Origin of the sequence: Saccharospirillum alexandrii, from assembly GCF_043641555.1 — a bacterium.
Classification (GTDB): Bacteria; Pseudomonadota; Gammaproteobacteria; order Pseudomonadales; family Natronospirillaceae; genus Saccharospirillum; species Saccharospirillum alexandrii_A.
In genome coordinates, this window is the sequence record NZ_JBHZRJ010000001.1 from 75,274 (window position 1) to 95,642 (window position 20,369).

The 20,369-nt window shown below is 56.1% G+C and carries 20 protein-coding genes; 6 read left to right on the plus strand and 14 right to left on the minus strand.

All coding sequences use genetic code 11. The features are described from left to right. Positions 1-107: 107 nt before the first annotated feature. Both ACHUE7_RS00300 and ACHUE7_RS00305 read left to right on the plus strand, forming a co-directional pair. Complete coding sequence (locus ACHUE7_RS00300; RefSeq protein WP_394168183.1) at positions 108-1,184, plus strand: DUF7151 family protein; 1,077 nt, start codon at positions 108-110, stop codon at positions 1,182-1,184. An 86-nt stretch (positions 1,185-1,270) separates the two neighbouring features. Continuing rightward, positions 1,271-2,344 carry an acyltransferase family protein gene (locus ACHUE7_RS00305; RefSeq protein WP_394168184.1) on the plus strand — a complete coding sequence of 358 codons (1,074 nt, stop codon included), beginning with the start codon at positions 1,271-1,273 and terminating at the stop codon, positions 2,342-2,344. Positions 2,345-2,397: 53 nt separating this feature from the next. Here the strand turns inward: ACHUE7_RS00305 and ACHUE7_RS00310 are convergent, their stop codons facing one another. From ACHUE7_RS00310 to dinB, 11 genes are all read right to left on the minus strand, one after another. Beyond that, positions 2,398-2,919 (minus strand): PEP-CTERM sorting domain-containing protein, encoded by a 522-nt coding sequence (locus ACHUE7_RS00310; RefSeq protein WP_394168185.1) that lies wholly within the window; start codon positions 2,917-2,919, stop codon positions 2,398-2,400. 204 nt (positions 2,920-3,123) lie between these two features. Next, positions 3,124-3,534 (minus strand): acyl-CoA thioesterase, encoded by a 411-nt coding sequence (locus ACHUE7_RS00315; protein WP_394168186.1) that lies wholly within the window; start codon positions 3,532-3,534, stop codon positions 3,124-3,126. After that, positions 3,531-4,562: a histone deacetylase family protein gene (locus tag ACHUE7_RS00320; protein WP_394168187.1), complete on the minus strand. Its 1,032-nt coding sequence runs from the start codon at positions 4,560-4,562 to the stop codon at positions 3,531-3,533. Before ACHUE7_RS00320 ends, ACHUE7_RS00315 begins: the two co-directional genes overlap by 4 nt. A gap of 143 nt (positions 4,563-4,705) precedes the next feature. Next, positions 4,706-5,215 carry a PEP-CTERM sorting domain-containing protein gene (locus ACHUE7_RS00325; RefSeq protein ID WP_394168188.1) on the minus strand — a complete coding sequence of 170 codons (510 nt, stop codon included), beginning with the start codon at positions 5,213-5,215 and terminating at the stop codon, positions 4,706-4,708. A 294-nt stretch (positions 5,216-5,509) separates the two neighbouring features. Next, positions 5,510-6,019 (minus strand): PEP-CTERM sorting domain-containing protein, encoded by a 510-nt coding sequence (locus ACHUE7_RS00330; RefSeq protein WP_394168189.1) that lies wholly within the window; start codon positions 6,017-6,019, stop codon positions 5,510-5,512. Positions 6,020-6,195: 176 nt separating this feature from the next. Continuing rightward, on the minus strand, positions 6,196-6,453 hold the full coding sequence (locus tag ACHUE7_RS00335; protein ID WP_394168190.1) for a DUF2061 domain-containing protein: 258 nt from the start codon (positions 6,451-6,453) through the stop codon (positions 6,196-6,198). Positions 6,454-6,553: 100 nt separating this feature from the next. After that, positions 6,554-7,756: a DUF418 domain-containing protein gene (locus ACHUE7_RS00340; protein ID WP_394168191.1), complete on the minus strand. Its 1,203-nt coding sequence runs from the start codon at positions 7,754-7,756 to the stop codon at positions 6,554-6,556. Between the two features lie 56 nt (positions 7,757-7,812). Further along, positions 7,813-8,517: a DUF6064 family protein gene (locus ACHUE7_RS00345; protein WP_394168192.1), complete on the minus strand. Its 705-nt coding sequence runs from the start codon at positions 8,515-8,517 to the stop codon at positions 7,813-7,815. Continuing rightward, a complete protein-coding gene (locus tag ACHUE7_RS00350) occupies positions 8,517-9,452 on the minus strand; it encodes an aldo/keto reductase (RefSeq protein WP_394168193.1) in 936 nt (311 codons plus the stop codon). The genes ACHUE7_RS00345 and ACHUE7_RS00350 overlap by 1 nt, the downstream gene beginning before the upstream one ends. Before the next feature lie 48 nt (positions 9,453-9,500). Continuing rightward, the gene (locus ACHUE7_RS00355) at positions 9,501-10,115 is read right to left on the minus strand and encodes a substrate-binding periplasmic protein (protein WP_394168194.1); all 615 of its coding nucleotides are present in this window, start codon (positions 10,113-10,115) and stop codon (positions 9,501-9,503) included. A 222-nt stretch (positions 10,116-10,337) separates the two neighbouring features. Then, positions 10,338-11,390, minus strand: coding sequence for a DNA polymerase IV (gene dinB / locus ACHUE7_RS00360; RefSeq protein ID WP_394168195.1), 1,053 nt, complete (start codon positions 11,388-11,390; stop codon positions 10,338-10,340). A 244-nt stretch (positions 11,391-11,634) separates the two neighbouring features. Here dinB and ACHUE7_RS00365 point away from each other — a divergent pair, with 244 nt between their 5' ends. From ACHUE7_RS00365 to ACHUE7_RS00375, 3 genes are all read left to right on the plus strand, one after another. Then, positions 11,635-12,117, plus strand: a complete 483-nt coding sequence (locus tag ACHUE7_RS00365) for a DUF3015 family protein (RefSeq protein ID WP_394168196.1) — start codon at positions 11,635-11,637, stop codon at positions 12,115-12,117. A gap of 76 nt (positions 12,118-12,193) precedes the next feature. After that, positions 12,194-14,083 carry an Lnb N-terminal periplasmic domain-containing protein gene (locus ACHUE7_RS00370; protein ID WP_394168197.1) on the plus strand — a complete coding sequence of 630 codons (1,890 nt, stop codon included), beginning with the start codon at positions 12,194-12,196 and terminating at the stop codon, positions 14,081-14,083. 99 nt (positions 14,084-14,182) lie between these two features. After that, a complete protein-coding gene (locus tag ACHUE7_RS00375) occupies positions 14,183-15,067 on the plus strand; it encodes a patatin-like phospholipase family protein (RefSeq protein ID WP_394168198.1) in 885 nt (294 codons plus the stop codon). Positions 15,068-15,085: 18 nt separating this feature from the next. Here the strand turns inward: ACHUE7_RS00375 and ACHUE7_RS00380 are convergent, their stop codons facing one another. From ACHUE7_RS00380 to ACHUE7_RS00390, 3 genes are all read right to left on the minus strand, one after another. Further along, the gene (locus ACHUE7_RS00380; protein WP_394168199.1) at positions 15,086-16,972 is read right to left on the minus strand and encodes a monovalent cation:proton antiporter-2 (CPA2) family protein; all 1,887 of its coding nucleotides are present in this window, start codon (positions 16,970-16,972) and stop codon (positions 15,086-15,088) included. Between the two features lie 41 nt (positions 16,973-17,013). Then, complete coding sequence (locus ACHUE7_RS00385) at positions 17,014-17,193, minus strand: PLDc N-terminal domain-containing protein (protein ID WP_348476354.1); 180 nt, start codon at positions 17,191-17,193, stop codon at positions 17,014-17,016. Between the two features lie 69 nt (positions 17,194-17,262). Next, positions 17,263-18,207 carry a helix-turn-helix transcriptional regulator gene (locus ACHUE7_RS00390; protein ID WP_394168200.1) on the minus strand — a complete coding sequence of 315 codons (945 nt, stop codon included), beginning with the start codon at positions 18,205-18,207 and terminating at the stop codon, positions 17,263-17,265. Between the two features lie 206 nt (positions 18,208-18,413). Between ACHUE7_RS00390 and ACHUE7_RS00395 the strand changes: the two genes are divergently transcribed. Continuing rightward, positions 18,414-20,366, plus strand: a complete 1,953-nt coding sequence (locus tag ACHUE7_RS00395) for a beta propeller repeat protein (protein ID WP_394168201.1) — start codon at positions 18,414-18,416, stop codon at positions 20,364-20,366. The last annotated feature ends 3 nt before the right edge of the window (positions 20,367-20,369 follow it).

Consider the following 20,369-nt stretch of genomic DNA (forward strand, 5'->3'; position numbering starts at 1 on the left):
TAGATGGTATAAACCGGGGTTAGAAAAAAGGGAATCTGGGCGGAGTGGTTGGAACCACCGTTGCCAACGCCCCCGGTAGACTGTTTGAATCAAAAAGGAATTTGATAATGCTTCCTGCTGTATTTTTTTCACGGTTAATGTTTCTTGCCCAGCGCGTAACCACCAAAACTTCCTCTGTTTTATTCGCCACCTGTGGCCTGGTATTGCTCGCCACCGGCTGTGCAGACGGCTCCGGCTCCGATTCTGGCGGCAGCGTCAACAACCAGTCCCAGTCCCCCGGTACAGCACTGCGTACCTCCTCGTTTGAGTCGTCGACACAATGCCCGAGCGGTGGTGTGTTGCTGGAGCTCGGTTTCGACACCAACAAAAACGACATCCTCGATGAGGACGAAGTGCAGACCACTCAGGAAGTGTGTCATGGCACAAATGGTACCGATGGATTCAATGGCACTGACGGTGAAGATGGAACCGACGGCGTAAATGGCACCGACGGTGTGGATGGTACTGATGGAGAAAATGGTACACCCGGACTGGTAAACCTGGTCGAACTGACGGTTGAAGAACCTGGCCTGAATTGTCCCTATGGCGGAACCCGTATTGACAGTGGCCTGGATGCTGACGGTAACGGCAGCCTGTCAGAAACTGAAATTGGCAGCCAGACCCAATATGTATGCGAGCAGCAAAGCTGCCTGTGGACAGACAACGACGATGGCACCACCACCATCAGTTGTGATGGTGAAGATGACCGGGTGGTATTGAACCCGGATGCACTCGGCTTTACCTCTCGTACCAGCTGTGGCGTGTCTATTGATCACCCAGAAGTTGTTGATGCTACGATCCCGCTGATTTATACCATTGATGCGATTGGTAACGATCTTAAGTTTATTACCTTGTCAGTACTGGATGGTGATGTACAGATCAGCAATTCCCGGTTGTTAACATCAACTGTGAACAACCCGCTGGAATTTGAGCGCAGCGCCATATCGGTGTATTTCGATACTTACCAAGAGGCGACCGGAGGGCGTTACCAGGCACTGTTGAACGAGGAATTGAACCAAATGGCACTGGTCTATTTCGATGAAGACGAATTACCCGGCGAAGGGTATCTTGGCTCGGTGTTTCAGGCATTTACCACCGAAGGTGGACCCGGCGTATGCAACCGGGTGTTATCGGTCGCCGATTAAACGTTGAAATTTGGCGCCCTAGTTAGCAAGGACGAACACAATACCGGGTAACTGGTATTAACCACTACCGTTACTCAGGGGTGTGTATGAACAATCTAGGCCGTAGCTTGCATATCGATGTTGCAAAAGGCATTTCCATCATTCTGGTGGCTTTGTCGCACAGCAACTTCATTTACTTTGCCCCCAAGTTTTCAGCTGCCATGGCTTTGTTCCGGATGCCGCTGTTCTTTTTCCTGTCGGGCATTTTCTTCACCACGGCCGTCAGCTTCAGGCCGTTTCTGATGAAGAAAGCGGATACCCTATTAAAACCTTACGCCATTACCATGCTGCTGGTGTTGCTTGTGCTCTTCATGGCAGACTCGGGTGCCATGCTGTACAAAATAAAGGTCATTCTTTATGGCAATGGCCAGATTACCAAGTGGGAGCCCTTGTGGTTTCTGACGCACCTGTTTGCGTTACATGTCTTGATGTATCTGGTATTCCGGTTCACCCGCATCAGTGCCTGGCCCTCCTACCTGAAAGTCGTGCTTGTGGTGGCTTTGCTGGCGGCAGGCAGCCTGCTGATAGATGTGTTCTGGAACAAGTCGATCTCGATTATGGGTCGAGCAGTTGAGTTTCCCGGCCTGCCTTTTAGCCTGGATCTGGTGCTGATCAGCAGCGCTTTCTTCTCGATGGGGTTCTTTTTGAAAGACCGGGTCGTTGAGTTCAAGCCCGTGTTACCGGCGCTGGTGTTTGCACTGCTTGTGCTGGTTGGTGTTGCTTACTTTACCCAGGCAGAGCTGGTGTTGTTCAAACGAATTCTGAATGAGCCGGTGCTTGCCTTGCTTGGAGCATTCAGTGGTATTTACATTGTCCTGTGTGTGTCATGGCTGTTACTAAAAACCGACAGGGTTAGCCGGGTGCTGATTCTGTATGGCCAGAAGAGCCTGTTCATTCTGATCTTTCACATGTTTATTGGGCGAAGCCTGTTCGAGGCCATGATGCGCTATTGGGGTGACCAATATGAGTTGTATTATGCGCTGCTGTCTTTCGTGGTGAGTATTATTGTGCCGCTTTATATTGCCAGGGTGGTGGCACTCAATAAACTGCTGACTTTTTTGTACCTGCCATTTACCCGTATTAAACCCCCGGTTTTAGTAATGAGAGATAAGGGGGCCTGAACAGCCCCTAGCCAGTTGAGCCAACCGGGGTTGGTTGGCTCAATAACGGCCTTTCAAGAGAGCGACTTCACACGGCGGCGACTGAACATCAAGCCGGCAAGGCCAAGTCCGACCAGAGCAATTGAGCCAGGCTCAGGGACGCTTACCGCAAATTGGGTAACATGACTGATCACCCAGCCATCCAGTTTTCCATTGCCGTTTTTATCGACCAGAGGCTCCAGGTCAGCCAGTTGGAAGACGCCCCAGTCGAGGCTAGCCGTATTGGACATCAATGCCCAGGATTTGGCATTTTTGATGAGGTAGTAGGCCGGTTCCTGGCTCAGAGAGAAGGCAAAAACGTTATCGCCATTGGTACTGAACAGGCCGACATCTTCGTCTTTCACCGAATACTGAAACTCGGGCGAGCTGTTTAGAATAGAATTCACCCAGGAAGTCTCTGTCGTAGGGTTGGAATTGTCGAGCGTGTCGGTGATGGCAAGAACCGAGTCTGTTTCTCCAACGTCAGTGCCATTGAAGCTACCGGCATCTGTGATGACGTAAGCCTGAGTGGTGCCAGCGAGTGCGCCTAACAACAAACATGTTGCCAGGGGTTTAAATAAGGGTTTAGCGGAGCTTAGAGGGCTCTCATACTGCTTGGAAGACATCATATACCACCATCCTATGGGAGTTATGTCGGGCAATATGATGCTGAGCAAAGGCTATGCCATTGAGGTGTAAGCCTTGCGGGGTGTGACTTGTGTCACAAATGAAAGATCATGTTGTAAAATAAACCGACACAATCATTGTTCTTTCCGGTGCGACAGCTGTGCAATCAGGCCCTCGGGTATCGAGGGCCGACCGCGCTGATTCAGCGCTGTTGCGATTATTTTTGCACCCAGGCAGAGGGCATTGTCCGACTGCCGGATCACGCTTTGTTCAAATACAAATCGGACTCTGTCCATCATGCTGAAATTCAGGCCAATGTAGAACTCATCCTGGCTGGTGAGCGACCGTTTGTAGTCTAGTTCGGCCCGCACGACCACCAGATTGATGCCCTCGCGGGCCAGAGCGGCGAAGTCGACACCCCGGTCCAGCAGGAACTCGTGCCGGCAATGCTCCAGGTAGTTCTGGTAGACCGCATTGTTGACGATGCCCTGCAGGTCACATTCATAATCCCGGACTTTGAAGTCGAGTCTGTACTGATAGCTCATTGGTTCGATTCAAACCCTTCCAGAACATTAACGGCGTTAATGCCAATGGCGTCGACATCGTAGCCGCCTTCCATGGTGAACAGGGTTGGCAGGTTCAGGCTGGCGATGCGCTGGCCCATGGTCAGGTAGTCGGCCGAGGTCAGTTTAAAGAAGGAGATCGGGTCGCCTTCGAAGGTATCTACCCCCAGCGCCACGATGACGGCATCCGGTGCGTACCGTTCAATTTCCCGACAGGCCTTTTCCAGTCCTTCCTGCCAGACGCTAAATGGGGTGTTGGGTGGGTAGGCAATGTTCAGGTTATACCCCTCGCCTTCGCCCTCACCGATTTCGTCTTCAAAGCCGAGGAAATGCGGGAAGGCAAAGTCCGGGTCGCCGTGCAGGCTGATGGTGAGCACATCGTTGCGGTCGTAAAAGATGCTTTGAGTGCCATTGCCGTGATGGAAATCGACGTCGAGAATCGCCACCCGCTGTGCGCCCTGGTCCAGAAATGCCTGGGCAGAGATGGCGGCGTTGTTGAAAAAACAGTAGCCGCCGTACATGTCGGAGGCCGCATGATGGCCGGGCGGGCGACACAGGGCGAATGCCGCCCGGTCGCCGCTGGCGACGCGCTTCTGTGCCGTTAGCGCTACCTGGGCGGAGGCATAGGCGGCATCCCAGGTGCCTTCGGTAATGGAAGACTCGGCTGAAAAGCTGAAGTAACCGAGGCGGCCATCAATGTCTTTGGGTTCGCGGTGTCTCATGCCCCGCCCGGCCCAGATGGCGGGTATGGCTTCGCCGGGCTTGCCAGCGGCGGTCCATTCGTCCCAGCACTGTTTGAGAAAGTCGACATAGTCGGCGCCGTGAATACGCAGTATCGGGTCGAGACCGAATTCTTCGGGTTCGATGACATCGCCCAGCTTCTGATGAATCACCCGCGCCAGAATGGTCTCGGCCCGGGAGGGTTTTTCGTAGGGGTCGACCAGAATGCCGCCATCGAGTTCAGACTTGACCGTACGGCGGTGATGCAGGGGCGAGAAAACGGTTTTCATGGCGGCTGAGATCCGTGAATTTGGGAAAGCGCACTTTCTCACAGCGGAGAATATCTCTCAATGCTTTGGCGTGGCGTGGGCCTGGAAGTCGGGCATAAAAAAACCCACCGCCAGGTGGGTTTCCAAATGCGCTGATGGCTACATCAGGCAGTGGCGTCTCTGCGACGACGGGCAGCAAACAAGCCCAGCAGGCCAGCACCGACGAGGGCGATGGTACCTGGTTCAGGCACTTCGGTGATGACCGACAGTACTGAGTTGCCGACGTAGAAATCACCCAACAAGGACGTTACGGTCACATCCAGCATGCCATCGGCGTTCAATGAAGCCAGGGCTTGCAGTTCCAGTTCGCTGTTGAAGTCGTTGGCGACGAACGTAACACCGCCAGTATCGAAGTCGAAATCTTCAACGGTAACCAGCGTCCACTCAAAGCTATTCCACCACTGGTCGCTATCGTCACGAATATCGATACTCAGGGTGCCGCTTACGGCAGTGCCCAGGGTAAACGCATTATCGTTCAGGTCGTGAGTGTAGGAGAATGACTGCCAGGTAGACAGATACTGGTTCTGTTCGACGGTATCAACGATCAGGCCAGCGTGAGCAACGGAGACGCTCGCTACCAGACCGATCAGAGTCAAACCTATATTTTTTAACATAAAAGAACCCCTTCCTTTGAGAGATGTAACATTTCCATTTTCATGGTTGGCATAGCGAATGCAAACCTCGGGCCAACCTCATTATGGCCCGGTATTCCGGGGTTTGGTGGCAAATGAGCCGCCTGATTTAATAACGCCTGTAAAACTTGTCGACATTGAATAGGGCTGACGGCTCCCTGGGGTGAACGGGTCGGGCCTATCTGGTCTGCAGTCGGTTTTCAACGGTTGGCCAGGGGGTGTCCTGCCATAAAAAAACCCACCTTTCAGTGGGTTTCTGGTGCCATGACCCTTAATTCAGGCGTTGGCGTCTTTGCGCCGGCGTGCCAGGAGCAACCCAAAGGCACCCGCCCCCAGTAGCGCAATGGTGCCTGGCTCGGGGACTTGAGAGATAACCGATAAAACAGAGTTGCCTACGTAGAAGTCGCCCAACAGCGACGTCACAGTGACATCCAGCAAACCATCGGCATTCAGTGAGGCCAGGGCAGCCAGCCCCAGTTCGCTGTTAAGATCATTGGCGTAGAAGCTAAAGCTGTCGGTATCAAAGTCGAAATCCTCGACAATCACCAGAGACCACTCAAAGCTTTCCCACCAGCCATCCTGGTCGTCACGAATGTCGATGCTCAGAGTACCGCTGACCGCAGAGCCCAGCGCAAAGCCATCGTCATTGATATCGTGAGTGTAAGAATACGACTGCCAGGTGGAGAGATACCGGTCATTTTCGATGGTATCAGTGATCAAACCGGCATGGGCAACGGAAATGCTCGTCACCAGGCCTGCCAGTGTCAGACCTATCATTTTTAACATGTTTTCACCCTATCCTTTGAGAGAAACGTTTACTCCTTATTGCACCATTCACATGGCTTTATATTAGCGTGCACTAATCACACCATTGTCTTAAGCGGCCCGTGGGCTCCACTGGCCAATGTTTGGTCAACCGTTTTGCCGTGAAAAGGGGTCGACACTGTAAAACTTGCCGACATTCAGGCGCGCAGTGCCTCAAGGTCTGCTTCGCTGCCCCTAGGGTGCTTAAGTCGGCTCCAGACTTTTTCGTGAAAATAGAACGCAACGGTGTTGATGGCCGGTTCCACCATGGCCACCAGGCTGCCGATCAGGATGTCGCCGGTCAGTGCCCAGGTCACCAGGAAGGCAACGGTGAAGTGCATAACAGCGAAGGTAACGGTTTTGACCAGATCGCGATTCCGGGTCAGGGCTTTGGTTTTTTGCAGTGCTAGGTACATGAGTGCGCTTACCTGTGATGTTCGGTGATGCTGCAAATGATAATCGCTTTCATTTAAAGTTAAAGACTATCGAAGTTATCTGGCTGATAGTTCTACTATATCAGCTGGTCCTCATTCGTCGGAACGCCAGCCAGCGCCACAGTCGCTCTAGTGGCCCCTGGCCAATGCGGGTAATCCAGACGTGGGCAATACCAATCTGCAATACCGTAACCACTGCCACGATCAGCAGGGTTTCGAGCCGGTTCAGGTTGCCCCACAGGCCGGGTGCAACCTGTGAGAAGAACAACACGGTCAGAGTCGACTGGCTAAGATACAGCGTAAAAGCCATCTTGCCGGTGTTTCTGAGTGCGGTGACCAACCAGTGCCCTGATTTTGCCAGGGGCACCAGCAGCGATGCATAGCCGATCGCCATGGGCGGGCCCGCCACCATCATTAGGCTGATGGTTGATTGTGCCGCACTGGATTCCAGCCCCCACAAATAACGCATCCCCAAAACCCCGGCTCCCCAAAGGAACCCGAGCGCCCACAGAGGCAGCGCCCAACGCCAGGCATTCGGGTTGTTAAAAAAGCCGACACGGTACAGTGCGATACCAATCAGCATCAGTCCGGTGCTGAACCAGAAGGTGATGAACGGCATCACCATCAACATGAAGGCGTTTTCAGTGATGTTTTTTAAAGTTCGTTCGCCCAGGTCACTGTTGGTTGCGCGCAGTTCTGCGAGCGTTTCCTGGCTATAGGGCAGGTCGGGTACCTGCATCAGGTTTTCGCCGGTCATCAGTGAGCCAAAGAGGGTGTAGCCAAGGAACAGCTGGCCGATCAGTAAAAAGGCAATGCCGGTGGTGACCAGGCGGCGTACGGAATCGCCCAGGTGGCGAATCACGAAGAAACCACAGAGCGCATACAACGCCAGCACGTCACCAAACCAGATGAAAAAACCGTGCAGCAGGCCGATAACCAGCAACCAGCCCAGCCGACGCTTGATCCAGGGTTTTGGGGTGGTTCCGCGTTGCTCCATTCGGTCCCATTGCACCGCCAGGCCAACTCCGAACAACAGGCTGAACAGGCTCATGAACCGGGATTCGACAAACAGCGACTGGAACAGATACACCCAGTCATCGACCGGGCCACCCGCCTCGTTCCAGCGCGGTACCGAGTAGGCAATGTCTGGCGCGGTCATCGAGTAGATGTTCATGATGTAGATGCCGAGAATGGCAACACCGCGTATCAGGTCGAGGCTGTCGATCCGGTTCTGTGTGCTGGTCGGTTGCATGGCGGGTCGTCGGCCAGGTTGGGAAGTTGCCATGCAGTTTGCCAGAAAAACCAGAGGCGGGTTACCGCCGTCAGTCACAGAAAATGGATTCAGGGGCGGGTGACGGGTGTCGCAGCAGTGGCGTCAGCCGCTGGTTTGGTTGAAAACAGCGTTGTTAAGGTAACCAAAAGCGCGACTGGGATAACCCAGGCCTCCGGCGTGCCCAGGGTATACAGCGTTAAACTGCTAAAGGCCAAAGCGACTACAGGAATGGGCAGCAGTAACCAGAGGGCTTTGTTGCTGGCAACCATCAGCGCGTACCCCAGAGTGGCCAGTGCCGTTGCATCCGGCGCAAGGCCAACAAACTCTGCGCTGCCCAGCGGGCGACCAAACATCAGGCTGGTAAAGGGATGAACAATAACGGCGTAAACCAGCATCACAAACCCTGCCGATCCTCTTGCATCCCGCCTGGCCAGCGGCCGGTTCAGTTGTGGGCTAATACCGACCAGCAGGATCAAACCCGCCTCCAGCAAAAAGAACGGTACCGCATACCTTGCTGCCCAGTTCACCGGTGCGTAATAGAGCCACAGGAATAAACAGGCACTGCAGATCCAGAACGCAGCGAGCAACAGGGCCGTTGCGATTTGAACCGCCCGGTGGCGCGACCAGACGCCCACCAGCAGCAAACACCCCAGTGCAATGACAGCGGGTAGCAAGGCACCGACCAGCGAATTAATCTGATCAAACAGGCGCCAGTAAACCCGTTCAGAGAACAGAATAAAATCACTCAGGCGGTAGCTGAGCCAGGTGTCCATTACAGATCGCGCACGTACGCGGCCATGCGCTCGCGCTGCTTGGAGTCGGGCAGGGGCCCGGCGGCGCAAGCCATGTTTTCCCGCATGTGATCGACCCGGGTGGTTGCCGGTATGGTGCAGGTGATGGCCGGGTGGGAAATCACATACTTCAACAAGAACTGGGCCCAGTTTGTAGCGTCGAATTCACGGGCCCAGGCAGGCAGGGGTTTGCCTTCCAGCTGGTGAATTAACTGCTTTTGCTGAAACGGCCGGTTGGCGATAACCGCAATGCCCTTGTCCATTGCCAGTGGCAGAATGCGGTTTTCGCTATCGCGGTTGAGAATGTTGTAGGAGACCTGAATAAAATCGAGCGGCTGCCCATGCATGATGTTTTCAAACTCGGCATGACGACGGCTTTCCGAGGTGGTAATGCCAATGTAGCGGACCTTGCCCGCGGCTTTCATCTGTCGTAATAAGCGCAGATGCGATTCCCAGTTCACCAGGTTATGCACCTGCAATAAATCGAAACGCGGCACGCCCCAGCGTTGTTCTGAGGTTTCTATTTGGCTGGCGCCGTTGTTGGCATTGGACGTCCAGACCTTGTCGGCCGAAAAAACCGGTGTCGACTCGCCGAGTTTGTTAAGCCCGAAACCCAGGGTGTTCTGAGACGAGCCATACATGGGCGATGAATCTATCATGCGACCGCCCGCTTCAAAGAAAGCCGCCATAACAGCGGCGCTCTCGTTCAGCAGGGTGGTGTCGTTGCCGACGTTAAAGGTGATCCAGGTGCCCAGTCCAACGATGGGCATGGCCTCGCCAGAGGAAGGAATGGCGCGGGTTCGTACCTCGGGCACAGAATCTGCCCAACCGCTGGGCGGCAGCACTGATGCCCCGGCCAGCGCCAGACTATGCTGCAGCAGTCGGCGGCGTGTGAGGGTCGGGCTTCGGTCGGTCACGGCTTACCCCAGCGGAAGAACAATGACAGAGGTAAGGGTAGTAGAACTTCAGCGGGCGGGAAGCCCCAGTTGTTGCCGGTAGGCATTGTGACGGGCAAGCAACGAGCCGTCCTGCTCCATTTGCAGCAGGATGCGTGTGAGGTCGGGGAGTAAATGCTGGTGGTCGCGGTGGATATAGTGATACACGTTAACGCTGGTGAGGGGTGTTTTTAACCGGTGAATATCCGATAGGCCCATTTCTACGACAAAGTATTGGGCTGACAATTCTGGGGAAATGGCGGCGTCAATTCGGCCCTGGTTCAATAGCTGAATGAGTTGACGCGTCTGGTTGACTTCAACCCATTGCACATTGCCAGGCCATGTCAGCCCAAAGGTCAGACTGCGGAGTCGGCCCAGCCGCACCCTCTCCTGGCCCAGTAACGCTTCCCGGGTTGTGGCTTCGCCTTTCACAAAGGCGGTGATGTAAATCTGGGTCAGCGGTACGTGTACTTGAAGGAGATCGGGGTTTCGTTGCTGGTGACCGTCTATCTGAGCCATAACGGCATCGATATCTCCGGCGGCTATCATCCGGCTTTCGCGTGCCGTTGGGACTTCGACGAAAATGATGGCCTGACCCAGTTGTTCATACACGTCGGTCATCAAGGTCGTGCCAACCTGGTTCACGGCATTACCGGGAATTGAGGAGACGACGAGAGGCCTGGGTTCAGAAAGGCACGTTGATTGTAAGCCCGACATCAAAAACAAGGCCCCAAGGCCATTACGAACGCATGATGTCCGGTGCAGGAAGACCCCAATAGGCATAGGCTGACTACGTTGACTGCGTCTATGAAAGGTAGCACAAGCTTGTCGGGGGGCTCTTTAATCGGGGTTTCTTTACCCGAAGAGTTACCACAGGGGCAATTGTGCCGGAGCGTCCTGGTGTGGCACCTGGCTCAGCCGGTACCCCACGCCCAGCAAGCGCACCGGGGCGCTGCGCCGGTGCCAGGCTTCATCCAGCAGGGCGTTGAAAACAGACGCATCCGGGGCGGTATGACTGTGCTCTGCCGTGGTTTGCTGGAAATCATTGAACTTGACCTTAACCACTGCCCCTTCAATGCGATAACCGGTCAGCCGCGCAAAGCGCCGCTCCAGGTCGTCGATCAGATCGGGCAGGGCGTTTCTGCAATGCTCCAGGTCGGGCAAGTCCTGAGCGAAGGTGTTTTCGGTACTGACCGACTTTCGTTGCCGCGTCACCTTAATACTGCGCTCGTCGCGCCCATGGGCGAGGTCCCATAGCCGTTGCCCGAAGCTGCCGTTGCGTTCCAGCAAGGTGCGCAGCGATTGCTGGCGCACATCGCCGCAGGTGTAAAGCCCTTGGGCATGCAGCCGCTCAGCGGTGCGTTGCCCGACGCCGTGGAGCTTGGTGACCGGCAAGTCGAGCACGAAGGCGTCTATTTCATCGGGCAGAATGACTTTCAGGCCGTCCGGCTTATTCCAGTCGCTGGCAATCTTGGCGAGAAATTTGTTGGGTGCCACGCCGATCGATACCGTTAGCCCCACTTCCTGTTGCACGGCTTCCCGAATCGCTTCCGCCATGCGGGTGGCGCTGCCCTGGCAGGCTGGGCTGTTGCTGACATCCATATAGGCTTCGTCGAGTGATAACGGCTCGATCAGATCGGTATAGCGCCGGTAGATATCGAAAATCTGGGTGGAAACCTCCTTGTATACCTCCATACGGCCGCGCACCAGAGTCAGGTGCGGGCATTTTTTCAGCGCCATGGCGGTCGACATGGCCGAGCGAACGCCAAAAGCGCGTGCCTCGTAGTTGCAGGTTGCAATAACCCCGCGCCGGTCCACCGCGCCCCCAACGGCGATGGGGATGCCGCGCAATGCCGGGTTATCGCGCATTTCAACGGCCGCGTAGAAGCAATCGGCATCGCTGTGGAGGATTTTTCGCATGGTGTGGTGGCGTCGGGTGATTACAACAGAGGGGAAAGTATGGTCAGCAACTGTATGGATGTCCAGTCAACAGGGTTGGTTAATCTGTAGTCAGCCGGGTTATTAAGCCGGTTATTTTTATGATATCGATCACAAATGCCCGCGGCGGCAAGCGACCCGTCAGTATGCCTTGGTTACACTCCGCGCGCCTCGGAATGAGGTGTTAGTTTCATTTATTAAGGATATTTCGTTAAGGAGAAGTACCATGAAAAAGTTGTTGCTTACTGCTGGTTTGACCGTTGCAATGTCGGGTACCGCCATGGCCGGAAGTGGCCCGGGTTGTGGTTTGGGGTCGATGATTTTTGCAGAAAAAACCGGAACCTTTAACCATGTTCTGGCCAGCATCACCAATGGCATTTATTCCAACCAGGCCTTCGGTATGTCTACCGGTACCCTGGGTTGCGATTCAAGCCAGTCGATCGAATACACTCAGGTCGCAGCCTATCTCGACACTAACCTGGATCAGGTAGCGGTCGATATGGCGCGTGGCGAAGGCGAAGCACTGGACGGTCTGGCAACACTGCTCGACATTCAGGCAAGCGACCGCGCTGCATTTTCTGCTGCTGCACAAGCCAACTTCACTCGCATCTTTCCGTCTGCAGACACAACTCGCGAAACCGCGGTTGATTCACTGATGGCCGTGCTGCGTGAAGATCAGAACCTGGCTGTATACGCACTGAACGCCTAAACCCGGCGTTGCTACGGGGAGTCGTCGGCTCCCCGGTTTCCCCTTCCCTGTATTTGTTATTCAAGGCTTTATTACCGTGAAAACCGGAATTGCCCGCACCCTCGGTGGTGCGCTGGTGTTGCTGCTGCTCGGGCCAGCTGCAATCGCTGCTAGTACCTCATTTAACACCAGCTGGATCCATTGGGTTGAACAGAACCGCTTGTACCATGACGATGGCTGGTACAAGGTCATGCATTACCGGGCCATATCGGGCGGTGCGCGCAGCGATGTGGAAGATGCCGACTTTTTTTTTGCCCCGGCTGGCCGGTTCGACCCGGTTGCGGAGCTGTTTTCAAGCGTGCGTGCCTTTATGACCGACACGCCCGAACTGGGCGATGCTGCTGCTCAGTGCCGTTACCCGCGACGTTTTGAATGGGTGCTCGAAAACTTTCCCGAAGACATTGTTTTCCCGCAGGTTGAGTGCCCGGCTTTGTCTGCGTTTATTGAACAATCGGCGCCCTCGGGCATGACGTTAATTTACCCCAACGCCTATCTGAACAACCCGGCGTCCATGTTTGGCCACACCTTCGTGCGCATCGACGGGCAAAGCGGGGGCGAAACCCGAAACGCTCTGCTGGCATTATCCGTCAGCTACGGCGCCGATGTTCAGCCGAATGAAAACGGCTTTGTTTATGCGTTTAAAGGGCTTACCGGGTTGTACCCGGGGTCGGTGCGTTCCCACCCGTATTATCGACAGGTGCAGAATTACAACGAACTGGAATCCCGGGATATCTGGGAATACCCGATGAATTTTTCGCCGGCCCAGGCCGAAACCTTTATTAAGGCGGGCTGGGATTTAAAAGACATCAACATCAATTACGCCTACCTGCTGGAAAACTGCTCCTACCGGTTGCTCAGTTTATTGGAAGCGGCATTTCCCCAGTACGATCTGGTCGACGACTTCGATGTGTATGCCGTGCCCGTCGATACCCTGCGAACACTGGGTGGTGCCGGGTTGCTCGAAGCGCCACGATTCCGGCCTGCCATTGCCAGCCGCATTCATTTTCTGGTCGGTGAACTGGCCGATGAACAGGTTGAGCTGGCGCAACGCCTGGTCGATGACGCCGTCGCCCCGGCCGATACGGAAGCACTGGCGCAATTGCCTGCAGAGCAGCAGCGCCTGGTGGTCGATCTGGCGTACGAGTATTCGCGCTTTAAAGCCAAGAAAGAAAGCTCAGGCATGGCAGAGGTATCCTATGGCCTGTTGCGCTTGCGCGCGCAACAATCCGCTGGTCAGATAGCGCCGCCTCCCGAAGCCTGGCCATCCGAACCCATGCAGGGCCATGGCGTTCGCCGTGCCGGTGTTGGGCTGGGTTACGGGGCCGATAACACCGTGCATGCCCGGTTCCGGTTTCGCCCGGCCTATCACGACAACTACGATCGACAGGCAGGCTTTCTCGATAACGCTCAGGTGAATGCCTTGCAAGCCGAAGTGCGGTTATCGGTCGACGAGGACGACGCGGCCGATCTGGCACTCGACCGGCTCGACCTGGTCGACTTCCGGTCGCTGAACCCCTATCACGCCATGACGCCCTCGCTCGCCTGGGCGGGTCGTTTGGGCTGGTTGCGCCAGAACCCGCAGGAAAAAGCCCTGCCGTTCGGGGCTGAAATTGGCCTGGGAAGAGCGGTAAGCACGGGAAGCAACAGCCTGGGCTTTCTGCTGGCGACGGCCGAAGCCACAACCGCTCCGCAACTGCTGGCCGGGCTGCACGCTGGCTGGCTGGTCGACGTTGCCGCTCACGATCGCTTCGGCCTGGAGGCGCGGCTGGCCCATGATGTGTTGGCTGAAGAACCCTCGGCCACTCTGACCGCAACCTATAACCGGGTGCTCTCAACGCACCGCGCCGTTCGCTTTCAACTGGCGGCGAGAACGCAGGGCCAGACACTGGAGAGCAGCGCCACGCTGGACTTCAACTGGTACTTCTAACCGGGCTGCGTTAACCCTGTGGTCATACTTCTGTGCTAGGTGTAGGCTCCTAGCAAAGGCCGCTGTTGCCGGCCGTGATCTCATGCAGAGGAAGACAGAGTGAAGAAAACGTCCATGGCGCTTGGCAGTGGCGGCGCCCGCGGTCTGGCCCACATCGGCATCCTCCGGGCGCTGCAAGACAGCGGCGATTACCAGATCAGTTCCATTGCCGGTTCATCCATTGGTGCGCTGGTTGGCGGCTTGTATGCGGCCGGCAAGATGGATGATTACGCCGACTGGGTCAGCGAGCTGTCGCTTGGCGAAATCTGGAAGCTGCTCGACTTTTCCTATTCCCGGGTCGGGCTGTTCAAGGGCGACCGCATTATGGATCGCCTGGCCGAACTGGTGGGCGACACCCAAATCGATGACCTCAACATGCCGTTCAGTGCGGTGGCGACCGACATTCAGAAACGGGAAGAAGTCTGGATCACTCAGGGGTCCATGTTCGAGGCGATTCGTGCCTCCATCGCCATTCCCGGTTTCTTTACCCCGGTACGCCGACATGGCCGGTTGCTCGTCGACGGTGGCTTGCTGAGTCCGTTGCCGATGACACCGCTGCTGTACCACGATGCCGAATTCAACGTCGTCGTCTCCCTGAACGGCAACGCGCATCAGCCCGAGCCGATAAAGCCAGTGCCGGACGAAGCGGCGGATCCGCAAGATGAGCCGTCCAACAAACTGCTGCAATGGTTTCAGCAAACCCGTCAATCGCTGGGGTTTGAAAATGCAAGCCAGGGCAACTCGAACTCGGTTGTCGATATTTTTGCCCAGTCGGTAGAAGCCATGCAGGACCGGATTGCCCGCTACCAATTGGCGGCGTTCGAGCCGGATCTGCTGATTGAAGTGCCGGTCGATGCCTGCGGCATTCTGGATTTTCATCGCGGTAAAGAGATGATCGATCTGGGGTACGAGCTAACCCTGGAGGCGTTAAAAAACAAACGTTAGTGCCCGCCAGGGCTGTGCTCAGTTGGACCGGGATAAATCAGGTGGTTCATCAAGGTCGTCTTCTGTGGCGTCCGGGTCCGGTTTGCGCAACTGGTGTTCCCATTCTTCCATCAATGATTTCACGCGTTCTACATAAGCCTTGTTCTGTGCAATCGGCGTGTTGATGTCGTACAGACTGGCCAGCTCAACCATCGAAGCACGATCGATGGATTCGAAATCGCCTGCCATTGTCTGTGCTCTGGCTGCATCGTACCCCAGTGCTTCGAACGCGGAGCGGCCCATGCGAATCGAGCTGTCATAGGTTTCCCGAATGATGTCGCGGCAGCCGATCGACCACAGGTCATACACATGCATGCGGTCGCGCGCACGGGCCAGCACATGAACGTTCGGGTAAGTGGTAATGATGTAGCGCGCCAGTTCGGTGATTTTTTCTTTGTCGTCAATAGCGATCACCACCAGTTTCACATCTTCTATGTGAGCGGCTTCGAGCAAATCGGGCCGGGTACCGTCACCAAAGAATACCCGCAGGCCGAAAGCGCGCAGCATTTCCAGCTGGGATGAACTGTAATCGACGACTGTGGTTGTGACGCCACCGGCGCGCAGCATCCGGTTAACCATGCCACCCACCCGCCCGTGGCCGATGATTAACACCTCGCCATGGTCGGTAATGTCATCCATTTTGTCTTCCTGGCCGTGTTCAAAACGCGGCACGATAAAACGGTCGTAGACGATGAACAGCGCTGGGGTGATCACCATCGAGAGCGCAACCACCAGCAACAGCGGGTCGGCGATGGCTTGCGGTATGACCGAATTGGCCACGGTAAAAGACAACAAGACAAACCCGAACTCACCGGCCTGCGCCAGACCCAGTGCGAGCAACCAGCGGTCAGCGCCGTTGACATTGAACAACCGGCCAAGCACAACTAACACACTGGCCTTCACGACGATAAGCAGTGCCGTTAAACCCAGCAGCGCAAGCCAGTGCTCGCCCAGCAAACCGAAATTAATGCCTGCGCCAACGGTCATGAAGAACAGACCCAGTAGCAGGCCTTTAAAGGGCGCAATGTCCGATTCCAGCTCGTGGCGATATTCGCTGTTGGCCAATACAACGCCAGCCAGAAAAGTGCCAAGCGCCGGCGACAACCCAACCAGCGACATCAGCAGGGCGATGCCAATCACAATCAGCAGTGCCGCTGCGGTAAACAGTTCGCGTAACCGTGCCAGGGCAATGAAATTAAACAACGGCCGGGTCAGGTAGTTGCCGGCGACCACGACCAGGGCGATCGCCGTGAGTGTGACCAGGGCGGTTTGCCAGCCATTCAAGCCAGCCACCAGGCTCAGCGTTGCGCCGTGATCGTCGGCTGCAGCGTTGGCGGCACCCCCGTCGAGACCCGCAATGGCGAGCAGGGGCAGCAAGGCCAGCATGGGGATGACGGCAATATCCTGAAACAGCAGAACCGAAAAGCTCGACTGGCCCCCGTCGCTTTTAAACAGGCCTTTTTCGTTCAGCGTCTGCAACACGATGGCGGTGGACGACAACGACAGCACCAGGCCAATCGCCAGCGCCACCGTCCAGGGTTGACCGAGCAGCAGTGCAATGCCGGCGACGGCCAGCGTTGAGAGGGATACCTGCAACCCACCCAGCCCGATCAGGCGGTGACGCATGGCCCAGAGCTTTTTAGGCTGCAGTTCCAGGCCGACCAGAAACAGCATCATCACCACGCCGAATTCGGCAAAGTGTTGCAGTGAAATGACATCCACATGAAGCAGGGTCAGCAGCGGGCTGATCACGATACCCGCAATCAGGTAGCCCAACACCGAGCCCAGCCCCAAACGAGTGGCCAGCGGCACTGCCACGGCGCCGGCACACAGGAAAACAAAGGCCATCAACAGGAAACTGGTCATCGGCTGGCTCTCACAGCAATAGGAGTGGGGGTTTGGTCAGGTCAGCGCTTGGGTCCAAGCAGGAACCAGAGAATGAAGCCCAGCAAAGGCAGCAGCAGTAAAATCAGTATCCACAGAACTTTGCTACCGGTTCCGGCACTACTCTGCGCCGTCTTCAAAATGCCGTAAATAACACAGATCAGTAAAATCAGGCCAAAAAAACCGCCGACTTCAATAGACATGGGTGTCTCCTATAACAGTGTCTCGGGAGCTCACAATAAACGAGGAGGCGACGGACTGGAAGGCAAAGCTCAGGATGCAGGCGGTAGTTGGCGCCCGTTTACCCGGGTTGCCAGGGCACCCTTATCGGTGACACCCAGTTTTTCATAAATGCGGGTCAGGTGGGTGCGTACCGTACCAGGGGCAATGCCCAGCTGCTGGGCGACCTGTTTGTAGCTGAGACCGGCAGCGAAGGCGGAGGCGATTTGCTGTTCGCGAGGGCTAAGCGGTAGCGCAGAGACGGGTCGGGCCTGCAGCAACCAGCGGCTGCCGACCGGCTCGGCCGTCAGTTCAAGCTGGTGGCCGGTGTAACGGCCATGCAACGCCAGTGCTTCGATAACCGCAGCCGGCAGCCGCCGGCGAGAACAGAGGCCCCATTCCTCAATCAGCAGGGCGGTGAAGCGGTCGTCACTGGCGTGCAACACGCCAAACCGGTCTACCAGGGCGGTGTGCCCCTGTGCTCTGGTGACGGCCGCCAGGTCGTTGTTTTGCGCCGCCAAAAACAAATGACGGGTAACCAGCGACTTGAACGCCCGTTCCTGCCGGGAAAAGTCGGCCTGGTTGCGTTCCCGGGCCAGGGTGACAAACACATGCAAGCCAGTGCGCGGGTCGATTTGCATCGTCGAGATCATTTCGCGCGCGTGGTAGCGCCCCCAGTGTTCGCTGTAGGCCTTGGAATGAAATACCCGGGGGACTTCCGAAAGCGCCCAGGTTTGACCGGTGTTGCCAATGACCAGGTTGGCGAACGGGTCTTCGTGTTTAACCGGTTCCCAGGTTTCAAACAGGGTGGGCGTCTGGTCGAGCACAGTGGCGGTGTGCAGTTCCCGGCTGGTGCCATCGCCTTCACCCCAGATGGCGAAGTCGAAATCGAGGTGGGTACGGATACGTTGCAGAGTAGAGACCTGAAAATCAGCCGCCGACAGCCGGGCGCTGTCGTGGTGCACTTCCAATAGAAAATCACTCCAGTCAGAGACCATTCTGAGCTCCCGAATAGGGTTTAAACGGGCGCGTCCTGGCCCGAACTACCACGAGGTCTGCTCCCCGTGAAAACTGATCACTCGGACAACGTTAGCAAAGCCTGTTCAAAAAAGCACCAGTGGGGTACAGCATTTGCCGTATAACGGAGTCCGTTAAGCTGACGTAGCCTTGAATCTGTATAAAACAGACAAGAGACCGTTCCGCCATGCTTACCAGAAAAATGCTTGCCATCCCCACGCTGATCGCGCTGGGCTCCTTATTGACCGCCTGTGGCGACAGCAGTGGCGGCGGCTCAGGTGGAGGATCGGGTGGGGCCGGGACCGATACCGGCAGTGGTTCCGGTGGTTCTGGAACCGGTATAGCGCAATCCGGGTTTGAAACCGAAGCGTCGCAGCGTTGGAACTGGGTGCACCCGTTACCGCAGAACTACGGCCTGCAGGCCGTCATCTCCGACGGGCAGATGTTCCATGCTGTGGGCACGAACGGGACCTACATGAACTCACCAACGGGCGATAACTGGACGGTGAGGCACTTTCCGGCAGATACGCTTGCAGGCATCGCCTGGAATGGCGCGAGCACCTTTGTTGCCGTTGGCGAGAGTAGCCTGAGCGAGGTGGAAGGCCTGATTGCCTACAGCACAAATGGCGGGGCTGACTGGCAGCCTGCCGAGCTGCCAGGTGACCCCGGTCGGTTCAGCGAGGTGGTCTGGACCGGTAATAACTTTGTCGCCGTGACGGCGAGTGGTGACATGGTGGCTATCAGCCCGAACGGCATCAGTTGGACGGTGTCTGAACCTGGCGAGATGGTTGGTATCGGTGCGCTTGCGAACCAGGGGTCGACGCTGGTCAGTGGCGGTACCCAGGGTGCTTATTACAGTGAAGATGGCGGTGCTACCTGGGCACCTGTAGCAGGGGCTATTTCGGCCAACTCATCAATTCGTGCGTTTGAGTACCTGAACGGCCAGTTCATTGGCATTGGCGGGTACCAGCTTGGTGGCTTTCTAACCAGTAGCAATGGGGCTGACTGGAGCAAGGATGACGACGATTTTAACTACGTCTACCAGGGTAGCTTTGCCGATAGCTTTACCTTTTCCGCTGTCACCCAATTGGGCGATCACTTTTGGGTCAGTGATATCGACGGCAATATTCATAGGCGGGATCTGGACGCGCCGAACTGGACTCAGCCCGTTACCAGCAGCCTGGGGTTCATTGCATCCATGGCCACCAGAAATGACACATTGCTGGCCGTCGGCACCAAGGGGAGGCTGGTGCGCGCCTTCGCTGCAGACGATATTGAAGAACTTAAGAAAACCCCATTGGGCGAGGCCGATTTTACCGCCATGGTTCAGGACGACTCTTACAATATTCTGATTGGTACCGAAGACGGCAAGGTGTGGTTCACCGATGACGATGGCGTCAACTGGACAGAATCCACTGTGCTGGCCGGTGGGGCGATCGAGGATCTGGCCTTTTCAGGCTATGGCTTTGTGGCTGTGGGCAATGGCTTCATGGCCAGCAGCCCGGACGGGACAACCTGGACGGTCAGGGATGGCATCGAACAACCGGATTACCCGGGCACTGCTCTGCCGTTTGACTCCGTTGCTGCCACTATCGACGGCTGGGTGGCCATCGCCAACAACAACGTTGCTGTCTGCACCGCGGTCGATGCTTGCGAGTATCTTGATGAAAACACCCCGGCACTCGGTATGAGTCAAGTTGTACACGATGGCCACAACTACGTGCTTGTTAATTTCAGTGGCGGCGTTTTTCGCAGTGTCGATGGACTTGAGTGGTCCCGGATGTATACCGCTGACGACAATTTGTCATCCATCGCCGCCAGTGCCGAGGCGATGGTGATCAGCGCTGCCAACTTCGATGTTCAGAATAAGGTTTATGTGAGCAACGATCTGGGGGTTACCTGGGAGCCCGCCCAGTTTGGTGAGGGGGCAGAAATACCTTCGGCGGCACTGTCAGTTAGCGACAACACATTTTATCTCTACAGCGCTCAGACCTTTACCCTTTGGACCAGCACCGATGGCCTGAATTGGGAACCGGAATATGCCCCTTTGCCGGTTTTCGACGTAGCCGAAGTATCGAGTGGGCAAATGATACGCGGCTCGCTTAATCGCCTCTTCGAGCGACTGGTTGAGGAGGAGTAAGTG

Coding starts and splice junctions, on each gene's coding strand:
- ACHUE7_RS00385 (WP_348476354.1), bottom strand. CDS start 17,193: ATGTCTATTGAAGTCGGCGGTTTTTTTGGCCTGATTTTACTGATCTGT.
- dinB (WP_394168195.1), bottom strand. CDS start 11,390: ATGCGAAAAATCCTCCACAGCGATGCCGATTGCTTCTACGCGGCCGTT.
- ACHUE7_RS00395 (WP_394168201.1), top strand. CDS start 18,414: ATGCTTACCAGAAAAATGCTTGCCATCCCCACGCTGATCGCGCTGGGC.
- ACHUE7_RS00380 (WP_394168199.1), bottom strand. CDS start 16,972: ATGACCAGTTTCCTGTTGATGGCCTTTGTTTTCCTGTGTGCCGGCGCC.
- ACHUE7_RS00300 (WP_394168183.1), top strand. CDS start 108: ATGCTTCCTGCTGTATTTTTTTCACGGTTAATGTTTCTTGCCCAGCGC.
- ACHUE7_RS00340 (WP_394168191.1), bottom strand. CDS start 7,756: ATGGCAACTTCCCAACCTGGCCGACGACCCGCCATGCAACCGACCAGC.
- ACHUE7_RS00325 (WP_394168188.1), bottom strand. CDS start 5,215: ATGTTAAAAAATATAGGTTTGACTCTGATCGGTCTGGTAGCGAGCGTC.
- ACHUE7_RS00305 (WP_394168184.1), top strand. CDS start 1,271: ATGAACAATCTAGGCCGTAGCTTGCATATCGATGTTGCAAAAGGCATT.
- ACHUE7_RS00330 (WP_394168189.1), bottom strand. CDS start 6,019: ATGTTAAAAATGATAGGTCTGACACTGGCAGGCCTGGTGACGAGCATT.
- ACHUE7_RS00345 (WP_394168192.1), bottom strand. CDS start 8,517: ATGGACACCTGGCTCAGCTACCGCCTGAGTGATTTTATTCTGTTCTCT.
- ACHUE7_RS00390 (WP_394168200.1), bottom strand. CDS start 18,207: ATGGTCTCTGACTGGAGTGATTTTCTATTGGAAGTGCACCACGACAGC.
- ACHUE7_RS00365 (WP_394168196.1), top strand. CDS start 11,635: ATGAAAAAGTTGTTGCTTACTGCTGGTTTGACCGTTGCAATGTCGGGT.
- ACHUE7_RS00320 (WP_394168187.1), bottom strand. CDS start 4,562: ATGAAAACCGTTTTCTCGCCCCTGCATCACCGCCGTACGGTCAAGTCT.
- ACHUE7_RS00335 (WP_394168190.1), bottom strand. CDS start 6,453: ATGTACCTAGCACTGCAAAAAACCAAAGCCCTGACCCGGAATCGCGAT.
- ACHUE7_RS00315 (WP_394168186.1), bottom strand. CDS start 3,534: ATGAGCTATCAGTACAGACTCGACTTCAAAGTCCGGGATTATGAATGT.